The organism is Arenimonas sp., from assembly GCF_035312645.1.
Taxonomy (GTDB): domain Bacteria; phylum Pseudomonadota; class Gammaproteobacteria; order Xanthomonadales; family Xanthomonadaceae; genus Arenimonas.
Genome location: NZ_DATGBO010000030.1, coordinates 15,644 through 32,529, shown reverse-complemented (window position 1 = coordinate 32,529; position 16,886 = coordinate 15,644). Strand labels below are relative to the sequence as shown.

Sequence of the window (16,886 nt, the reverse complement as noted above, 5' to 3'; positions counted from 1 at the left end):
ACAGGCGCCCGCACAAATTTCCTGCGCACACTGTCAAAGATCGCTTGGGGAACCGGCTAGGCCACGTTCCCGCCCAGAGGACGTTTCGTCCAAGGGAGCCGCAAAGTATACATCGGTTTTTCGGTCCGTCAACACCCGATTGAACCCGGAGCGTGACTCCCGTCGCGAAGCGCCAGCCCAAAGGCCTGCTGCGTGAAGGGCCGCGAAGAATAGGGGATCGAAATGGAAATAGATAGCCCGAAAATCATCACTGCCGCGCTTGACAGCGCGCCGATGCATCCCCGAACGTCGCGGCAATCCTCAGGAACTCTAGTCATGCCCAGCCCGCGCCTGCTCTCCGCCGCACTTTTCACCACCATCGCACTCTCCGCCTGCACAAGCGTCGGCGGCTCGCCCTGGGTCGAACTCAAGGGCAAGCGGTTCAACATCGAGATCGCCGACGACGATGCCGAGCGCGCCCGCGGCCTGATGTTTCGCGAATCGATGGAAGACGATCACGCGATGCTCTTCATCCATGACACGGAAGAACCCCAAGCCTACTGGATGAAAAACACCAAGATTCCACTCGACATCCTCTACTTCGATCACCAGCGCAAGCTGGTTTCGGCGCAGCAAGGGGTGCCGCCTTGCTCGGCCGGCGACAGCTGCCCACCGTATCCGAGCGAAGGCAGCGCACTCTATGTTCTCGAACTCAACGCCGGCACGATGAACTCCCTGGGCGCGAAAGTCGGCGATGAACTGAAATTCAGCCCCGACATCGCGACCAAGAAATAAGCCTTGATTTGCCCAGCGGGCAGGCACACATTTCATCCATGCGCAGCCAATACCCATTGCCGGACTGGAATACGCTCGCCGCGTACGGCGACGATGAACTACCGCTGCTCGACACTGCGCTGCTGATCGCCCGTGACGAATATCCGCAGCTGGATGCGGCCGCGTATTCCGCTGCGATCCAGGGTTATGCCGAAACGCTGAAACCGATGCTGTCGGGCGACATCGACCTGCCCGCCAAGCTCACCGCGATCAATCGTTACCTCTTCGACGAGCTGGGTTTCGCCGGCAACAATCATCAGTACGACGATCCGCGCAACAGCTATCTCAACGAAGTATTCGACCGGAAGCTCGGCATTCCGATTTCCCTGGCAGTGGTACAGATCGAACTGACCCGGCGACTCGGACTGCCGCTCGATGGCGTGTCGTTTCCCGGCCATTTCCTCGTGCGCCTGCCGGTCGACGATGGCATCCTGGTGATGGATCCGTACAACAAGGGCCGCCCGGTCAGCGCCGAGGAACTCAAGGAGCGCGCCTCACCGCATCTCGGTGGCCACGCGCCGGACGACACGCAATTGCTGGAAATTCTTGCGCCTGCAACGCACCGCATGATTCTTGCGCGCATGCTGCGCAATCTGAAGGGCCTGTATCAGGAGAGCACGGACTGGGAGCGCGTCGCGCGTACCGCCGACCGCTTGCTCAAGATCGCTCCCGATACTCTCGATGCCTGGCGCGACCGTGGCCTCGCCTATCGCGAGCTCGGCTACACCAAGGGCGCGCGCGAAGACCTGACGCATTACCTGCAGGCGGTGCCCAACGCCGAGGACGAAGAGGCTGTGCGTGCCGCCCTCGTCGAGATCAGCGGCACGCGTTCGCGGCTCAACTAGCGCGGCGCTTCCGTTACGCCGGCACCATCTCGAAATCGGACTTGGTGACGCCGCAATCCGGGCAGACCCAGTCTTCCGGAATATCGTCCCAACGCGTGCCGGGAGCGATGCCTTCGTCGGGCAAGCCCAGCGCCTCGTCGTAGATGAAGCCGCAGACCACGCACATCCAGCTGCGGTAAGCCATCGAATCGTTCATTGCCATCTCAAGTAAAGCGGGACGTATCATTGTCGCATTCCTCCGCGCGCGATGACATGAAACCCCGCACAAATTGGCCGCGCCGCGGCATTTATCTGCTCACACCTGACGAGCCGGACACGGCGCGATTGCTGGCGCGCGTCGGCCCGCTACTCACCGCAGGCGTAGCCCTGCTGCAGTACCGGAACAAGACCGCCGACGACATGCGTCGACGCGAACAAGCCGAAGCACTGCTTCGGCTATGCCGTGAATACGCTGTCCCATTGATCATCAACGACGATTGGCCACTGGCCGCCGCCATCGGCGCCGACGGCGCGCACCTGGGCGAACACGACGGCGAGCTTGCGAGCGCCCGCGCCGCACTCGGCGATGCCGCGATTCTCGGCGCGTCCTGCTACAACGATCTCGCACGTGCTGAACACGCTGCGACGCAGGGCGCGGACTATCTCGCCTTCGGCGCATTCTTCCGCTCGGACACAAAGCCGAACGCGCGGCCGGCCCCCCATTCGCTGCTTGCCGATTCGGCGCATCTCGGCCTGCCACGGGTGGCGATAGGCGGCATTACGCCGGACAATGCCGCGCCGCTGCTTGCCGCCGGCGCGGATCTGCTCGCGGTGATCACTTCGGTATTCAACGCTCCCGATCCGGTCCGCGCGGTCCACGCATTAAACTCACTTTTCGATAGAAGCCCATGAACCATTCGACCAGCCACGACCTGTTCGCCCGCGCCCAGGCATTGATGCCGGGCGGCGTCAATTCACCGGTTCGCGCCTTCAAATCGGTGGGCGGTGAACCGTTTTTCGCCAAGCGCGCGGAAGGCGCCTATCTGATCGACGTCGACGGCAACCTCTATGTCGATTACATCGGCAGCTGGGGCCCGATGATCGCCGGCCATGCGCATCCGCAGGTACTCGACGCTGTTGCGCGTGTGATGCGCGACGGCCTCTCGTTCGGCGTACCCAACGCGCTCGAAGTGACCATGGCTGAAACCATCACGCGCCTGGTGCCGAGTTGCGAGATGGTGCGCATGGTCAATTCCGGCACCGAAGCGACGCTGTCGGCGATCCGCCTTGCGCGTGGTGCCACCGGCCGCAACAAGATTGTGAAATTCGAAGGCTGCTATCACGGGCATGGCGATTCCTTCCTGGTGAAAGCCGGCTCCGGCATGTTGACGCTGGGCGTACCCGATTCCCCCGGCGTGCCGAAAGCCCTTGCCGACCTCACTCTGACGCTTTCGTACAACGACTTCGAAGGCGCGACGAAACTGTTCGAACAATTCGGCAGCGATATCGCCGGCCTGATCGTCGAGCCCATCGTCGGCAACGCGAACTGCATTCTGCCGCGCGACGGCTATCTGCAGCATCTGCGCGACCTGTGTACGCGGCACGGCACATTGCTGATCTTCGATGAAGTGATGACCGGCTTCCGCGTCGCTCTCGGCGGCGCGCAACAGCGATACGGCGTCAAACCCGATCTTTCGACGTTCGGCAAAATCATCGGTGGCGGCATGCCGGTCGGCGCTTATGGTGGTCGCCGCGACCTCATGCAGCAGATCGCGCCCAGCGGCCCGATCTACCAGGCGGGCACGCTTAGCGGCAATCCGGTGGCGATGGCCGCAGGCCTGGCGACGCTGGAGTTGATCCAGGCGCCCGGTTTCCACGCCGCACTGGAAAAACGCACGCACGAACTCTGCGATGGCTTCGAGCGCGCGGCGCGCGACGCGGGCGTTGCTGTCACCACTACACGCAGCTGCGCGATGTTCGGCCTGTATTTCACCGATCAGTACGTCGACACTTACGCCGCTGCAACGCATTGCGACATCGCCGCGTTCAAGCGTTTCTTCCACGCGATGCTCCGGCGTGGCGTGTACTTGGCGCCATCGGCGTACGAGGCAGGCTTCCTGTCGTCGGCGCATGGCGACACCGAAATCGCGCACACGCTCGAGGCCGCGCGCGAAGCTTTCCGCGAGGTAGGCAACTGATGACTATGACTCCGCCCCTGCGTTTTGAGACCCTTGCCGTGCATGCCGGCGCCGAACCCGATGCCAGCACCGGTGCGGTCGCGCCGCCGATCCATCTCGCCACCACTTTCCAGCACGGTCCCGCCGGCGAGCGCATCGCCGGCTATGAATACCAACGCGAAGGAAACCCGACGCAGGATCGCCTGGAAGCCGCGCTGACGGCGATGGAAGGCGGCGCTGCGGCACTGGTGTTCGCTTCCGGCATGGCGGCGATGAATGCGTTGCTGGAATCGCTGCCGTTGGGCGCGGAAATATTGATCCCACACGATTGCTACACCGGCCTACGTGTTCTCGCAACGGAATTCCTGCCCGGCCGCGGCATCAGCACGCGGCAAGTGGACTTCACGGATATCGAGGCGCTGCGCGCAGCGATTTCCGACCGGACGAAGCTGTTCTGGGCGGAGACACCGTCCAATCCGCAGTTGCAGGTCTGCGATATCGCCGCGCTGGCCGGGCTGTGCCGCGAACGCGGCATCCTGCTCGCCTGCGACAACACCTTCGCAACCCCGGCGCTGCAGAATCCGCTCGCGCTGGGCGCCGATGTGGCCATGCACTCGACCACGAAATATCTCGGCGGTCATTCCGACGTGATGGGCGGTGCGCTGGTGTTCGCCCACCGCGACGAATTGTTCGAACGCGTCGCGCACCGCCGCCACGTCACCGGCGCGATCGCCTCGCCATTCAACTCCTGGCTGATCTTGCGCGGTTGCCGATCACTGTCGGCACGCATGGCGATGCACTGCGCCAACGCGAAGAAGATCGCTGGATTTCTTGCTGGGCATTCCGCGATCGAAGCCGTGCACTACCCCGGCCTCGCCTCGCATCCAGGCCACGCGATCGCGGCGCAGCAGATGCGCGATTTCGGCGGCATGATTTCGATCCGCCTGCGCGGCGGTCGCGAGGCCGCGTTGCGTATGGCCGGCCGCCTGCAGTTGTTCGTCAACGCCACTTCACTGGGCGGCTGCGAATCGCTGATCGAACATCGCGCTTCTGTGGAGGGGCCGCAGCCTATATCGCCGCAGAACCTGTTGCGAATCTCGATCGGGCTGGAACATGTCGATGACCTGATCGCTGATCTGGATCAGGCGCTGGCCGACTGATCACGCAAATCCGGTGTTGCGCAGGTGCAGCGCAAGTCGTGACTATCCACGGCAAGCATGGTGACGGGGCCAATGCCGAGATTCGCGGCTCACGCCGCTCCTACGGGATGTCGATCACCAGCTGCCGATATTCGGCATCGACAGCCACGGCTCCGCCGGCGCCAAAGCGCCTCCTTTCTGTAGCAGTTCGATCGAAATCAAATCCGGCGAACGCACGAAGGCCATGCGGCCATCGCGTGGCGGGCGGTTGATGGTCACGCCGCGCGCCTGCAGCTGCGCGCAGGTCGCGTAGATGTCGTCGACGGCAAAAGCGAGATGGCCGAAATTCCGCGCGCCACCATAGTCTTCTTCGTCGTAATTGTAGGTCAGCTCGATTTCCACTTCGGGATTTTCCGGCGCTGCCAGATAGACCAGGGTGAAACGTCCAGCCGGATAATCGTTGCGCCGGGTTTCGATCAGGCCCAGCGCCTCGCGATAGAATTTCAGTGCGGCGTCGAGATCACGGACGCGCACCATCGCATGCAGATATTTCACGGCAGCGCCTCGTCGAGGAAGAGATCGGGCAGCAATGCCTGGCCAGGGTCGACGGCATAGCGATCGAAGTCGACCACGCCGCGCGCGCGCAAAAGCGTTTCGTCGATGACGAAATGCCCCGTCAATTCCCGCGATGGCGTCGTCAGGATCGCGTGCGCGGCATCGGCGAGGATGTCCGGATAGCGGCAACGCGCCAGCTGCACGCCGGGAATCATGTTGATCGCATCGGTGGCTATCACCGTGCGCGGCCATAATGCATTCACCGCCACGCCCTGCGCACGGAATTCCTCGGCCAGACCCAGCGTCACGAAACTCATGCCCATTTTCGCCAGCGTGTAGCCGGCATGCGGGCCCCACCAGCGCGGATCGAGATTGGGCGGCGGCGCCAGCGTGAGGATATGCGGGTTTTCCGCCTTCAGCAGGTGCGGCAGACAGGTCTGCGAACACAGGAAGGTGCCGCGCGCGTTCACCTGGCTCATCAGGTCGAAACGCTTCATCGGCGTGTCCAGCGTGCCGCGCAGCCAGATCGCGCTGGCGTTGTTGATCAGGATATCGATACCGCCGAATCGATCCACGGTCTGCGCCACCGCGGCCAACACCTGCTCGTCTTCGCGGATGTCGCATTTGACCGCGAGCGCCTGGCCGCCTTCCTTCTCGATCGCCTCGGCGGCGCTGTGGATCGTGCCGGGCAACTTCGGATTGCTCACGCTCGACTTCGCCGCGACCACGACGTTGGCGCCATCGCGGGCGGCACGCAACGCGATCGCCAGGCCGATGCCGCGCGAGGCGCCGGTAATGAACAGGGTTTTTCCGCGCAGGGTGCTCATGTCGTTCTCCACGGCCTCGGCAACGACGCCGGTGCTGGTTGGCAATTCGAAGATGTCGTCGGGGTGATTCATTCGGACTGGAAATCCGGCAGGCGTTCGACCAGGAATTGCAGGCGCGCGTGGCTGTCGTCTTCCTGCAGCAGGCGTTGCCGCTCGCGATTCTCCAGCGGCAGCCATTCGGCGAGACGCCAGGCGACCCAGGCGGCATCGTTGAAGCAGGATTTGTCGACCTTGTCGAAAGGATCGCCAGCACGATCGAGCACGCGCTGCAGCAGCATCGCCAGCAATTCGTGTTCGGGCCGCGGTCGCGACTGCGGCGCTTCTTCCAGCCAGCGCACATCGGCGACAACCAGGCCGTTGTCGCGCACGCGCGTGCGCTCGACCCGGAAGCGCCGCGCGCCCTGCACACTCAGGCCAAGCAGACCGTCGGACGTGCTGGAAAAATCGACGATGCGCGCCTCGCAACCCAGCGCCGCCGGCGTCGCGGGCACACCGGCTTCGCTACCGTCGAGAATGAGGCAGACACCGAAACCACGATCATGCCGGCCGCAATCACGGATCAGGTCGAGGTAACGGGTTTCGAAGATCCGCAGCGCCAGCATGCCGCCCGGGAACAGCACGGTATCGAGCGGGAACAGGGCCAGTTCGTGATCTTTCACCGCCGCAGTGTAATGCCGCGAAAATCAGCCGGCCAGCGCCGCCAGCGTCCGGCGCGGCGCGCCTTCGAAACCGCCGTTGGACATGAACACGATGTGGTCACCGGCCTGCGCGAGCTGCGCCAGACGCGCCACCAGGGAATCGACATCCGCGACCGCCTCGCCTTGCGCGCGCAAGGCCGCGACGACTTTGCCGGCATCCCAGGCCAGTTCCGGCCGTTGCAGGAACACCACGACATCGGCGTCGACCAGCGCGGGAGCGATTTCGTCGGCATGCGCGCCCAGGCGCATGGAATTGCTGCGCGGCTCCATCGCCACGACGATGCGCGCTGCGCCGACGCGCGCGCGCAGACCTTGCAGCGTGGTGCGGATCGCGGTCGGGTGATGCGCGAAATCGTCGTACACGGTGACGCCACGCGCGCCGCCAAGATTCTCGAGACGGCGTTTGACGCTGACGAAATCGCCGAGTTTCGCAATCACCGCGGCGACATCGACACCGACGGCATGCGCGGCAGCGAGCGCCGCCAGGCCATTGAGCACGTTGTGCCGGCCAACCATGCCCCACTGCACCTTGCCGACAGCGACACCGCGATGGCGCACGTGGAATTCACTGCCATCCTCGCGCACCAGCTCCGCGCTCCACTCGAATCCGGCGTCGAAGCCGAAGCGTTCGACCGGCGTCCAGCAGCCCATCGCCAGCACTTCTTTCAGCGCAGCATCTTCACCGTTGACGATCAAGCGACCATTGCCCGGCACGATGCGCACGAGGTGATGAAACTGGCGCTGGATCGCGGCGAGATCGGGAAAGATGTCGGCGTGGTCATATTCGAGGTTGTTGAGGATCGCCACCGTCGGCCGGTAATGCACGAACTTCGAACGCTTGTCGAAGAACGCGGTGTCGTATTCGTCAGCCTCGACCACGAACTCGCGGCCCGTGCCCAGACGCGCGGACACGCCGAAATTCTCCGGCACGCCACCGACGAGGAACCCGGGGTCGCGACCGGCGGCATCGAGCAAGAAAGCAAGAATCGACGTCGTGGTGGTCTTGCCGTGGGTGCCGGCGACCGCGAGCGTGCTGCGGCCGGGCAAAACGTTTTCGCGCAGCCATTCGGCGCCCGAGGTGTAGTTCAGTTGTCGGTCGAGCACGTATTCGACCGCCGCGTTGCCACGCGACAACGCGTTGCCGACCACGACGATGTCGGTATCGGCGGCGATGTGTTTCGGGTCGTAACCCTGTGTCAGCGTGATGCCCAGCTGCTCGAGTTGCGTGGACATCGGCGGATAGACGTTCTGGTCGGAGCCATCTACGGCATGACCGAGTTCGCGCGCGAGTGCAGCGACGCCGCCCATGAAAGTGCCGGCGATGCCCAAAATATGGAGTTTCAAAAAAACCTCGCCTTCAACAATCGCGCGACCCCACCGAAGCCAACCCCGCCTCCCGCCAACTCCCCCTCTCCCGCCTGCGGGAGAGGGCAAGGGGTGAGGGAATCACCCCACATCTGCGTGCGGACTGATCGCTTCGATGATGCGGGTGAACACGGCATCGAGCGAGCCGACGCCGTCGAGATGGGCGAGCTTGCCCTGGTTGCGATAGAAATCGACGACCGGCGCGGTCTGTTCGTCATAGACCTTGAGACGGTTGCGCACCGCGTCCGGGCTGTCGTCGGCGCGGCCTTCGGCCTGGGCGCGGCCGGCGAGACGCTCGACCAGCAATTCGGTGCCGACTTCCAGCTGCACGGCGAGATCCATCGGCTGCCGGATGCGGGTCAGCAAGGCGTCGAGAGCATTGGCCTGCGCGAGGTTGCGCGGGTAGCCGTCGAGGATGAAACCGTTGCGGCTGTCGGGTTGCGTGAAGCGGTCTTCCAGCATGCCCAATACGATCTCGTCGGACACCAGATTGCCGGCAGCCATCACGGCCTTGGCCTGCAGGCCGAGCGGGGTTCCGGCGGCAACGGCAGCGCGCAGCAGTTCGCCGGTGGAAATGTGCGGCACCTGCAAGTGATCGCGCAGCTTCGCTGCCTGCGTGCCCTTGCCCGAGCCGGGCGCGCCGAGTAGTACCAATCGCATGTCGTTACGGACCCCAGAAAACAAAGACGCACGGCACCGTCATCACCCCGTTTGGCTATAGTGGGGCCGCCGACTGGCCGTGCGGACAGTGAAAAACTAACGGCCGGGGCTGGTGAAGTCAAACAAATCCCGAAATTCCAGAGAAAAATCATGGGCAAAGGAACGCTCCTCTACGCACAGTCCGGCGGCGTCACCGCCGTCATCAATGCCAGCGCCAGCGCGGTGATCCAGACCGCGCGCGCCAAGAAAATCAAGGTGCTGGCGGCGAAAAACGGCATCCTCGGCGCCCTGCGCGAGGAGCTGATCGACACCTCGAAGATGAGCCTGGCCCAGGTCAAAGCCCTGGCCCACACCCCCGGCGGCGCGTTCGGCTCCTGCCGCTTCAAACTCAAGTCGATCGAAGCCGATTTCGCCCGTTACCAGCGCCTGCTCGAAGTGTTCAAGGCGCATGACGTGCGCTGGTTCCTCTACAACGGCGGCAACGATTCCGCCGACACCGCCCTCAAGCTTTCGCAACTGGCCAGTTCCAGCGGCTATCCACTGACCTGCATCGGCGTGCCCAAGACCGTCGACAACGATCTCGTGCTCACCGATTGCTGTCCGGGTTTTGGTTCGGCGGCGAAATACACCGCCGTCTCGGTCGCCGAAGCCGCGCTCGATGTCGCCGCGATGGCCGAGACCTCGACCAAGGTGTTCGTCTACGAAGTGATGGGCCGCCACGCCGGCTGGCTCGCCGCCGCCGCCGGCCTCGCCGGCAAGAGCGCCGACGCCGCGCCGCAGATCATCCTGTTCCCGGAAATCGCTTTTGACGAAGCGAAATTCCTCGCCAAGGTCAAAGCCACCGTCGACAAGGTCGGTTACTGCGTGGTGGTGGTATCGGAAGGACTGCGTCACGCCAATGGAAAATTCGTTGCCGAAAGCGAGGGCAGCGTCGATGCCTTCGGCCACTCGCAACTCGGCGGCGTCGGCCCGTTGATCGCCTCGCTGGTCAAGGACAAGCTCAGCATGAAAGTGCACTGGACCGTGCCCGATTATCTGCAGCGTTCCGCGCGCCATCTCGCCTCGAAAACCGATCTCGCGCATGCGCTCGCAGTCGGCAAGGCCGCGGTCGAGTACGCACTCAAGGGCATGAACGGCGTGATGCCAATCATCGTGCGCACCTCCGATAGACCCTATCGTTGGAAGGTACAGGCCGAGTCGCTGGACAACATCGCCAATGCCGAAAAAAAGATGCCGGCCGATTTCATCAGCAGGGACGGCTACGGCATCACCGCCGCCTGCCGAACCTATCTCGAACCGCTGATCAAGGGCGAGGCGCCACCGCCATATGGCGCTGATGGTCTGCCGAAATATGTCTCGCCGAAATTTTCCCTGCTCGCGACAAAGTTGCCGCGCTTCACCGGCTGAAGACCACGGGCGGCGCGCGCATACCGCGTACCGCCCGCATGATCAGGTTGGCGATGAGGTGATCCGGAGCGACGGCATTTTTCGACGAGGACAGACTCAGCGCCGATCCATCGACGCGCCGATTGCGTCGGTACCAAGTCTGGGGTGATGCTTGGTCCGATCCATCCATTCCCATCGGAGTGTCTCCATGCCTCGTCTTGCACCGGCCTATGTCATCGCTCTCTCCCTCATCGCGACCTTGTTGCCCGGCTCGCGCGCCCTGGCTCAGGATGCTGCCGCTGGCGCGGTGCCTGCGCCCACCGCCGCGACTGCGACGTCCGCTTTCACCGTCGCCATCGACTGCATCGAAGTCGAATTGTTCAAGGTGGCGGACACCGACGAGAAGAAGGCGGGGCAGACCGATCGCGCCGAGACCATTCCGGCAAAGAACCTGGAAATCATCCAGGCCGGCATCGTGCGGCATTTGCCCAAGGAAGCACGCGGCGTCACCGCCATCACCAGCGGCGCGACCGGCTGCCCGAATCCGCAAACGACGGCCGTGCTCGCCGGCGATATCCTCGACTTCCGCAAAGGCAACATGGCCCTGCGTTACTTCGTTGGCTTCGGTGCCGGCGCGCAGAAAGTGCGGGTGCGGCTGACGCTGAACCGCAAGGACGGCGGTGCGCAAATGGCGCAGAGCGAAATCGCCGACACCAAGTGGAGCGGCGCCTTCGGCGGCACCAATACCAAGGGTCTGGACGATTTCGCCGAAAAGGCCGCCGAAGCCGCGGCCAAGGCCTTACGCGGACGCTGACCGCCCGGCCCGCAAACCTGCGACGAGCCCGGCATTTGCCGGGCTTTTTCCTTTCCGGCGGCGCGGCTGGCGCCACCCCTCCCCCTTTGCCATACTCGGGCGTAGCGGCCTTCCGGCCGCTTCATTTTGTTCAACTTTCGGGGGAGGGTCTGCATGTTTGAGCAACACGGGTTACAGCTGGCACTGGTCTGTGCCGGCATCGCGATCATCTACGGCATCATCACGGCGCGCTGGGTCATCGCGCAGCCGGCCGGCAACGAACGCATGCAACAAATCGCCGCGGCGATCCAGGAAGGCGCCGGCGCCTACCTGCGCCGCCAGTACCGCACCATCGCCATCGTCGGCGTGATCCTGTTCCTGGTGATCGGCTTCGCCCTCAAGAGTTGGCCGACGGCGATCGGTTTCGCGATCGGCGCTGCGCTTTCCGGGCTCGCCGGTTTCATCGGCATGTTCGTTTCGGTACGCGCGAACGTGCGCACCGCGCAGGCCGCGACGCTGGGGCTGAATCCGGCTCTGAACATCAGTTTCAAGGGCGGCGCGATCACCGGCATGTTGGTGGTGGGCCTGGGCCTGCTCGGCGTCACCGGCTACTTCATGTACGTGATGGGCAGCGGCGGTGCGAGTGCGGAAACCTTGAACGCCGCGATGAAGCCGATGATCGGCCTCGCCTTCGGCGCTTCGCTGATCTCGATCTTCGCGCGTCTGGGCGGCGGCATCTTCACCAAGGGTGCCGACGTCGGCGCCGATCTGGTGGGCAAGGTCGAAGCCGGTATTCCCGAGGATGATCCGCGCAATCCGGCGGTGATCGCCGACAACGTCGGTGACAACGTCGGCGACTGCGCCGGCATGGCTGCCGACCTGTTCGAAACCTACGCCGTGACCGTGATCGCCGCGATGCTGGTCGCCGGCATCGCCTACAACACCTATGGCTGGGCCGGTGTGATCTATCCGCTGGTGCTGGGCGCGGTGTCGATCATCGCCTCGATCATCGGCACGTTCTTCGTCAAGGTGCGCGACGGCGGCAAGATCATGAACGCGCTGTATCGCGGCCTGATCGTTTCCGGCGCGCTCGCGGCGGCGGCGTTTTATTTCGTCACCAAGGACATGTTCCCGAACGATCTGGGCATGCCGCTGTTCCATTGCGCGTTGATCGGCCTGGCGCTGACGGCGGCGATGGTGGTGATCACCGAGTACTACACCGCGACCGAATACGGCCCGGTGCAGCAGGTGGCCAAAGCCTCGGAAACCGGTCACGGCACCAACGTCATCGCCGGTCTCGCGGTGTCGATGAAATCCACGGCACTGCCGGTGCTCGCGGTCGCGTTGGCGATCTGGGCCTGCTACAACATCGCCGGCCTGTACGGCGTGGCGATCGCGGCGACCTCGATGCTGTCGATGGCCGGCGTGATCGTCGCGCTCGACGCTTACGGCCCGATCACCGACAACGCCGGCGGCATCGCCGAGATGAGCCACCTCGGCCCGGAGATCCGCAAGATCACCGACGCCCTGGACGCAGTCGGCAACACCACCAAGGCGGTGACCAAGGGTTACGCGATCGGTTCGGCCGGCTTGGCCGCGCTGGTGCTGTTCGCCGATTACTCGCACAAGCTCGCCGAACGCGTCGGTTCGTCGCCGGTCAATTTCTCGATCGACAATCCCGACGTGGTGATCGGCCTGCTGATCGGCGGCATGATTCCGTATCTGTTCGGCGCGTTCGCGATGCAGGCGGTCGGTCGTGCGGCGGGCGCGGTGGTGGAGGAAGTTCGCCGCCAGTTCCGCGAAATCCCCGGCATCATGGAAGGCACCGGCAAGCCGCAGTACGACAAGGCCGTGGACCTGCTGACGAAGTCGGCGATCCGCGAAATGATCGTGCCGTCGCTGCTGCCGCTGATCATCCCGGTGCTGGTCGGCAAGATCCTCGGCGCCGCGGCGCTGGGCGGCCTGCTGATGGGTACCATCGTCACCGGGCTTTTTGTTGCAATTTCAATGTGTACGGGCGGCGGCGCCTGGGACAACGCCAAGAAATACATCGAGGAAGGCCATCACGGCGGCAAGGGTTCCGAGGCGCACAAGGCCGCGGTCACCGGCGACACCGTTGGCGATCCGTACAAGGACACCGCCGGCCCGGCGATCAATCCGTTGATCAAGATCATCAACATCGTCGCGCTGCTGCTGATCCCGATGCTGGGTTGAGGCAGTCGCGGTCTTTCCGGTCCGGAAAGCCGCAACGAAAAAGCCCCGCGAAAGCGGGGCTTTTTTATGGTCGCTGCCTTTGTCGCGTGCGTTGCACTGATCGGACTAGTTGTGCGAAACGCACACCAGCATCAAATCTGCTTGACCTCATTGAGCAGAGCCAGCAAGGCATTGCGCAGCTCCACACGCAGCGCGCCGATGCGTTCGCCCATCGGCGCCAAACCGTAGTCGGCCGGATCGGCGCGCTCGACGGCAAGACTGGCTTCGGTGAGGTGGGTCAGGCCCAAAGCCATCGCCCCCGAACGCAGGAAATGCGCAGCCTGGCGGATCTGATCGGGATCGCGCGCGACATGGCCGTCGTCGATCAGCTGCATCTGGTTGGGCGCATCGGCGACGAACAGGCGCACGACTTCGCTGATCAGGCCGGGCCGGTCGGACTCGAGCGAGTTGAGCAGATCGAGGGCCTTGGGATCGATGTTGGGTCCAGAGGTCATGGCGATAGTCCGGGGGTGACGGCGACAATGTACCCCGCTTCCGGCCCGGCGGCGATGCCCCGCGATCCGGGTGATCGCTCCAGCGGCTTGGGCTATCATTCGCGCCCTTTCCAAGCCCCCGGCAGAACTCTCATGGCCCTCGAATTAGTCCCCACCGGCCGCGACGTGCCGAACGACTTCAACGTCATCATCGAGATCCCGATGAACTCGGAGCCGGTGAAATACGAAGTGGACAAGGCCTCGGGCGCGATCTTCGTCGACCGCGTGCTGACCACGCCGATGCGCTACCCGTGCAACTACGGCTACATCCCGCACACGCTGGCCGGCGATGGCGATCCAGCCGACGTGCTGGTGATCATGCCGATGGCGCTGATCCCGGGCTCGGTGATCCGCTGCCGCACCGTCGGCATGCTGCGCATGACTGACGAGGCTGGCGAGGACATGAAGCTGGTCGCCGTGCCGATCAGCAAGGTCTTCCCGGCCTACGACGCAGTGGGCCACGTCGACGACCTGCCGCCCCTGACCAAGGACCGCATCCGTCATTTCTTCGAGCACTACAAGGATCTCGAGAAGGGCAAGTGGGTCAAGGTGGAAGGCTGGGCCGGCGCCGATGAAGCGAAGCAGGAAATCCTTGCGTCGGTCGAGCGCTACAACAACTCGCCGGACAAGCCCAACTTCTGATGACGTTTCGCAGTAGCGGTCATGACCGCGATTTTTCCGAATCGCATCGCGAGATCATCGCGGTCATCACCGCTTCTACGGCTCAGGCCGGTCGTTCGCGGGTATCGGCATCCATGCTGACCGCCTGATCGGCGAGCGCGACATCGAGTACCGCCGCCGAGAACGCCTGCAGGAAACTCATGCCGTTGACGAGAGCGAGCTGTCCGGCGCCGCCAGCAACCACTTCGCGCCGGGCGTCTTCGATCGCCGCCCGATAGCGCGGCCAGCCCGCACGATCCTCGCCGAAGCAGGACCATAGTGCCGCCCAGTTCCGCGACAGGCGCAGCAGCGTCTGATGTACCGCCTGCAACTGCGGCTGCCGCGCGGCCTCGCCAAGAAAAAACACGATGTGCTCGCGCATTTCCCAGGGCGTCATCACGATCGGGATGTTGCGCGATTCGTAGTCGAGTGTCGGCCTGATGTCGCCGCGCGGCGCGATCAGGCGCGGCTGCCAGCCGGGTATTTGCCGATCGTGCGGACGCGCCGAGGCCAGGTGTTTCCAGAAGCCTTCGCCACCCACGGTATCGGCGACCAGGTGGATGCGCGGTAGCGCATGGTCGTTGATCACGTTGTGCATGCGCCAGGTATCGAAGATCCAGCACTCGCCGGCACGCATGTTCAACTCGGCATCACCGCAGATGAAGCGCACGGTCGGCTGCGTCACGATCGGCACGTGCACGCGCACGCGTTCGCGCCAGTAGTAGTGGATGTCGACATGCGGCGTGACCTCGGCCTGACCCGACAGGCGCATCAGGCGCGTCCGGCCCCAGGTGGCACCGACGCTGTCGAGCACCTGCATCAGATAGGGACAGCGCTCGAGATGCGCTGTCGGACGCATCACGCCCGACAGCGCGTCGTTGTCGGCATCGCCGCCGGTGGTGATCAGCGTGAGCGCGTCGTTGCCGAAAAAACCCTGCGGATGCGGCCGCCAGGACGACTCCGGTATCGCGCCGACTTCGGCCGCCAGGGCCTCGGCATCGAAAGCCAGCGGCAGTTGCAGGAAGGGAACCTGAAGTTTCATGGCGACGTTCTGTGGAGTGATCGGCGAGTCCGCAACGGCAGCCGGGCTGTCGCGGGAAAGAGTGCCCGCATCATAACTGCCCCTCACTCTCCGGAGCACGATCCGCCACGTCGCAGGCGCTTCACATCGCCGCGATGCTGACGCGATTGCGGCCGGCGCGCTTGGCCTGGTAAAGCGCCTGGTCGGCAGGACCCATCAGCACGTCGGCACCATCAGCGCAGGCCGGAACGCGGGCGGCCACACCGATGCTGACCGTGACGTGGCCGGCGCCGGTCACGCGATGCGCCAGCGCGCGCGCCTCGACCGCGAGGCGCAGGCGTTCGCCCAGCCTTGCTGCTTCCTGGTCATCGGCATCGGTGAGAATCACCACGAATTCCTCGCCGCCGTAACGCGCGAGGCGCGCGCGACTGCCTTCGAGCACATAGGCGAGCAAGCCGGCCACCTGCTGCAGGCAGGCATCGCCGGCAAGGTGACCGCAACTGTCGTTGTAGGCCTTGAAATGATCGATGTCGATCAGCAGCAAGGCGAGCGAGCGATCATTGGCGGCAGCATCGGCGATCGCCTGCGCGATCCAGCCGTCAAAACTGCGGCGATTGCCAACGCCGGTCAGGCTGTCGTTGTGCGACAACTCCTCGAGCGCGACATAGGCCTCGCGCAACTGCACATTGGCGACCTGCAACTGCCGGAAAAGATTGGCGGCGCGCAGGACGCCAGCGATCTGATCGGCGACGGTTTCCAGAAGCGCGCGTTGCCCGCGGAAAGCGCCGATGGCGTGACTCTCGGCATTGAGCACCGCCAGAACTTCGCCGTTGTGCAGGACCGGCACGCAGAGCTCGGAACCGGTGCCGTGCAAAGTGTCGATCACCGCGGGATGATGGCGGGCATCGTCGATGTCGATGGTGCGGCCGGTCGCCGCGCATTGCCCGACCACGCCGGAGCCCAGCGCGCGCCGGTAACCCACCGCGACGTCGCTTTCCAGCGTGCCGCAGACCGCAGCGCAGACAAATTCGCCGCGCTCGCGGTCGATCGTCGCGCAGGCTATGAATTCCCAGCCGAATTCCTCATGCAGGGCATCGACGATCCGCTGCAGCATCGGCTGCGGCGCGAGGTCCTGGACGGCGATGCGGGCGATGCGATTGAGCGTCAGCAACTGCCGCAGCGCCGCCGCCTCGTCGATCCAGCCCACTACCGCCATGGCCC

Annotated in this window: 18 protein-coding genes; 9 read left to right on the top strand and 9 right to left on the bottom strand. The window is 64.3% G+C overall.

The features are described 5' to 3' along the window. Positions 1–315: 315 nt before the first annotated feature. Positions 316–774 (top strand): DUF192 domain-containing protein, encoded by a 459-nt coding sequence (locus tag VKM35_RS02500; protein ID WP_324318009.1) that lies wholly within the window; start codon positions 316–318, stop codon positions 772–774. A gap of 38 nt (positions 775–812) precedes the next feature. Then, positions 813–1,658: a SirB1 family protein gene (locus tag VKM35_RS02495; protein WP_324318006.1), complete on the top strand. Its 846-nt coding sequence runs from the start codon at positions 813–815 to the stop codon at positions 1,656–1,658. Between the two features lie 13 nt (positions 1,659–1,671). Here the strand turns inward: VKM35_RS02495 and VKM35_RS02490 are convergent, their stop codons facing one another. Further along, positions 1,672–1,884 (bottom strand): rubredoxin, encoded by a 213-nt coding sequence (locus VKM35_RS02490; protein ID WP_414636535.1) that lies wholly within the window; start codon positions 1,882–1,884, stop codon positions 1,672–1,674. A 26-nt stretch (positions 1,885–1,910) separates the two neighbouring features. Here VKM35_RS02490 and thiE point away from each other — a divergent pair, with 26 nt between their 5' ends. From thiE to VKM35_RS02475, 3 genes are read left to right on the top strand one after another with little or no spacing between them, the layout of a single operon-like run. After that, the gene (gene thiE, locus VKM35_RS02485) at positions 1,911–2,549 is read left to right on the top strand and encodes a thiamine phosphate synthase (protein WP_324318002.1); all 639 of its coding nucleotides are present in this window, start codon (positions 1,911–1,913) and stop codon (positions 2,547–2,549) included. Continuing rightward, the gene (gene hemL / locus VKM35_RS02480) at positions 2,546–3,835 is read left to right on the top strand and encodes a glutamate-1-semialdehyde 2,1-aminomutase (protein ID WP_324318000.1); all 1,290 of its coding nucleotides are present in this window, start codon (positions 2,546–2,548) and stop codon (positions 3,833–3,835) included. The genes thiE and hemL overlap by 4 nt, the downstream gene beginning before the upstream one ends. Further along, a complete protein-coding gene (locus tag VKM35_RS02475; protein WP_324317997.1) occupies positions 3,835–4,974 on the top strand; it encodes a trans-sulfuration enzyme family protein in 1,140 nt (379 codons plus the stop codon). The genes hemL and VKM35_RS02475 overlap by 1 nt, the downstream gene beginning before the upstream one ends. 114 nt (positions 4,975–5,088) lie before the next feature. Here the strand turns inward: VKM35_RS02475 and VKM35_RS02470 are convergent, their stop codons facing one another. From VKM35_RS02470 to VKM35_RS02450, 5 genes are all read right to left on the bottom strand, one after another. After that, positions 5,089–5,508 carry a VOC family protein gene (locus VKM35_RS02470; RefSeq protein ID WP_324317995.1) on the bottom strand — a complete coding sequence of 140 codons (420 nt, stop codon included), beginning with the start codon at positions 5,506–5,508 and terminating at the stop codon, positions 5,089–5,091. After that, positions 5,505–6,335, bottom strand: coding sequence for an NAD(P)-dependent oxidoreductase (locus VKM35_RS02465; protein ID WP_324318013.1), 831 nt, complete (start codon positions 6,333–6,335; stop codon positions 5,505–5,507). The genes VKM35_RS02470 and VKM35_RS02465 overlap by 4 nt, the downstream gene beginning before the upstream one ends. A gap of 68 nt (positions 6,336–6,403) precedes the next feature. Then, positions 6,404–6,994: an LON peptidase substrate-binding domain-containing protein gene (locus VKM35_RS02460; RefSeq protein WP_324317993.1), complete on the bottom strand. Its 591-nt coding sequence runs from the start codon at positions 6,992–6,994 to the stop codon at positions 6,404–6,406. A 24-nt stretch (positions 6,995–7,018) separates the two neighbouring features. Next, positions 7,019–8,341: a UDP-N-acetylmuramate:L-alanyl-gamma-D-glutamyl-meso-diaminopimelate ligase gene (gene mpl / locus VKM35_RS02455; RefSeq protein ID WP_414636536.1), complete on the bottom strand. Its 1,323-nt coding sequence runs from the start codon at positions 8,339–8,341 to the stop codon at positions 7,019–7,021. A 138-nt stretch (positions 8,342–8,479) separates the two neighbouring features. Continuing rightward, positions 8,480–9,058, bottom strand: a complete 579-nt coding sequence (locus VKM35_RS02450) for an adenylate kinase (RefSeq protein WP_324317989.1) — start codon at positions 9,056–9,058, stop codon at positions 8,480–8,482. Between the two features lie 150 nt (positions 9,059–9,208). Between VKM35_RS02450 and VKM35_RS02445 the strand changes: the two genes are divergently transcribed. The 3 genes from VKM35_RS02445 to VKM35_RS02435 all read left to right on the top strand — a co-directional run bounded on the left by VKM35_RS02445 (position 9,209) and on the right by VKM35_RS02435 (position 13,451). Continuing rightward, a complete protein-coding gene (locus tag VKM35_RS02445) occupies positions 9,209–10,465 on the top strand; it encodes a 6-phosphofructokinase (RefSeq protein WP_324317987.1) in 1,257 nt (418 codons plus the stop codon). Between the two features lie 187 nt (positions 10,466–10,652). Then, positions 10,653–11,258 (top strand): DUF4410 domain-containing protein, encoded by a 606-nt coding sequence (locus VKM35_RS02440; RefSeq protein WP_324317985.1) that lies wholly within the window; start codon positions 10,653–10,655, stop codon positions 11,256–11,258. 153 nt (positions 11,259–11,411) lie between these two features. Beyond that, positions 11,412–13,451, top strand: coding sequence for a sodium-translocating pyrophosphatase (locus VKM35_RS02435; protein WP_324317983.1), 2,040 nt, complete (start codon positions 11,412–11,414; stop codon positions 13,449–13,451). 131 nt (positions 13,452–13,582) lie between these two features. On the opposite strand, the gene VKM35_RS02430 is transcribed toward VKM35_RS02435, so the two are convergent. After that, positions 13,583–13,945 (bottom strand): Hpt domain-containing protein, encoded by a 363-nt coding sequence (locus tag VKM35_RS02430; RefSeq protein WP_324317981.1) that lies wholly within the window; start codon positions 13,943–13,945, stop codon positions 13,583–13,585. A gap of 132 nt (positions 13,946–14,077) precedes the next feature. Here VKM35_RS02430 and ppa point away from each other — a divergent pair, with 132 nt between their 5' ends. Next, complete coding sequence (gene ppa, locus VKM35_RS02425; protein ID WP_324317979.1) at positions 14,078–14,626, top strand: inorganic diphosphatase; 549 nt, start codon at positions 14,078–14,080, stop codon at positions 14,624–14,626. Positions 14,627–14,708: 82 nt separating this feature from the next. On the opposite strand, the gene VKM35_RS02420 is transcribed toward ppa, so the two are convergent. Together VKM35_RS02420 and VKM35_RS02415 are read right to left on the bottom strand one after the other, a co-directional pair. Beyond that, positions 14,709–15,686: an aspartyl/asparaginyl beta-hydroxylase domain-containing protein gene (locus tag VKM35_RS02420; RefSeq protein ID WP_324317977.1), complete on the bottom strand. Its 978-nt coding sequence runs from the start codon at positions 15,684–15,686 to the stop codon at positions 14,709–14,711. Positions 15,687–15,807: 121 nt separating this feature from the next. Further along, positions 15,808–16,881 (bottom strand): sensor domain-containing diguanylate cyclase, encoded by a 1,074-nt coding sequence (locus VKM35_RS02415; protein ID WP_324317975.1) that lies wholly within the window; start codon positions 16,879–16,881, stop codon positions 15,808–15,810. Positions 16,882–16,886: the final 5 nt, after the last annotated feature.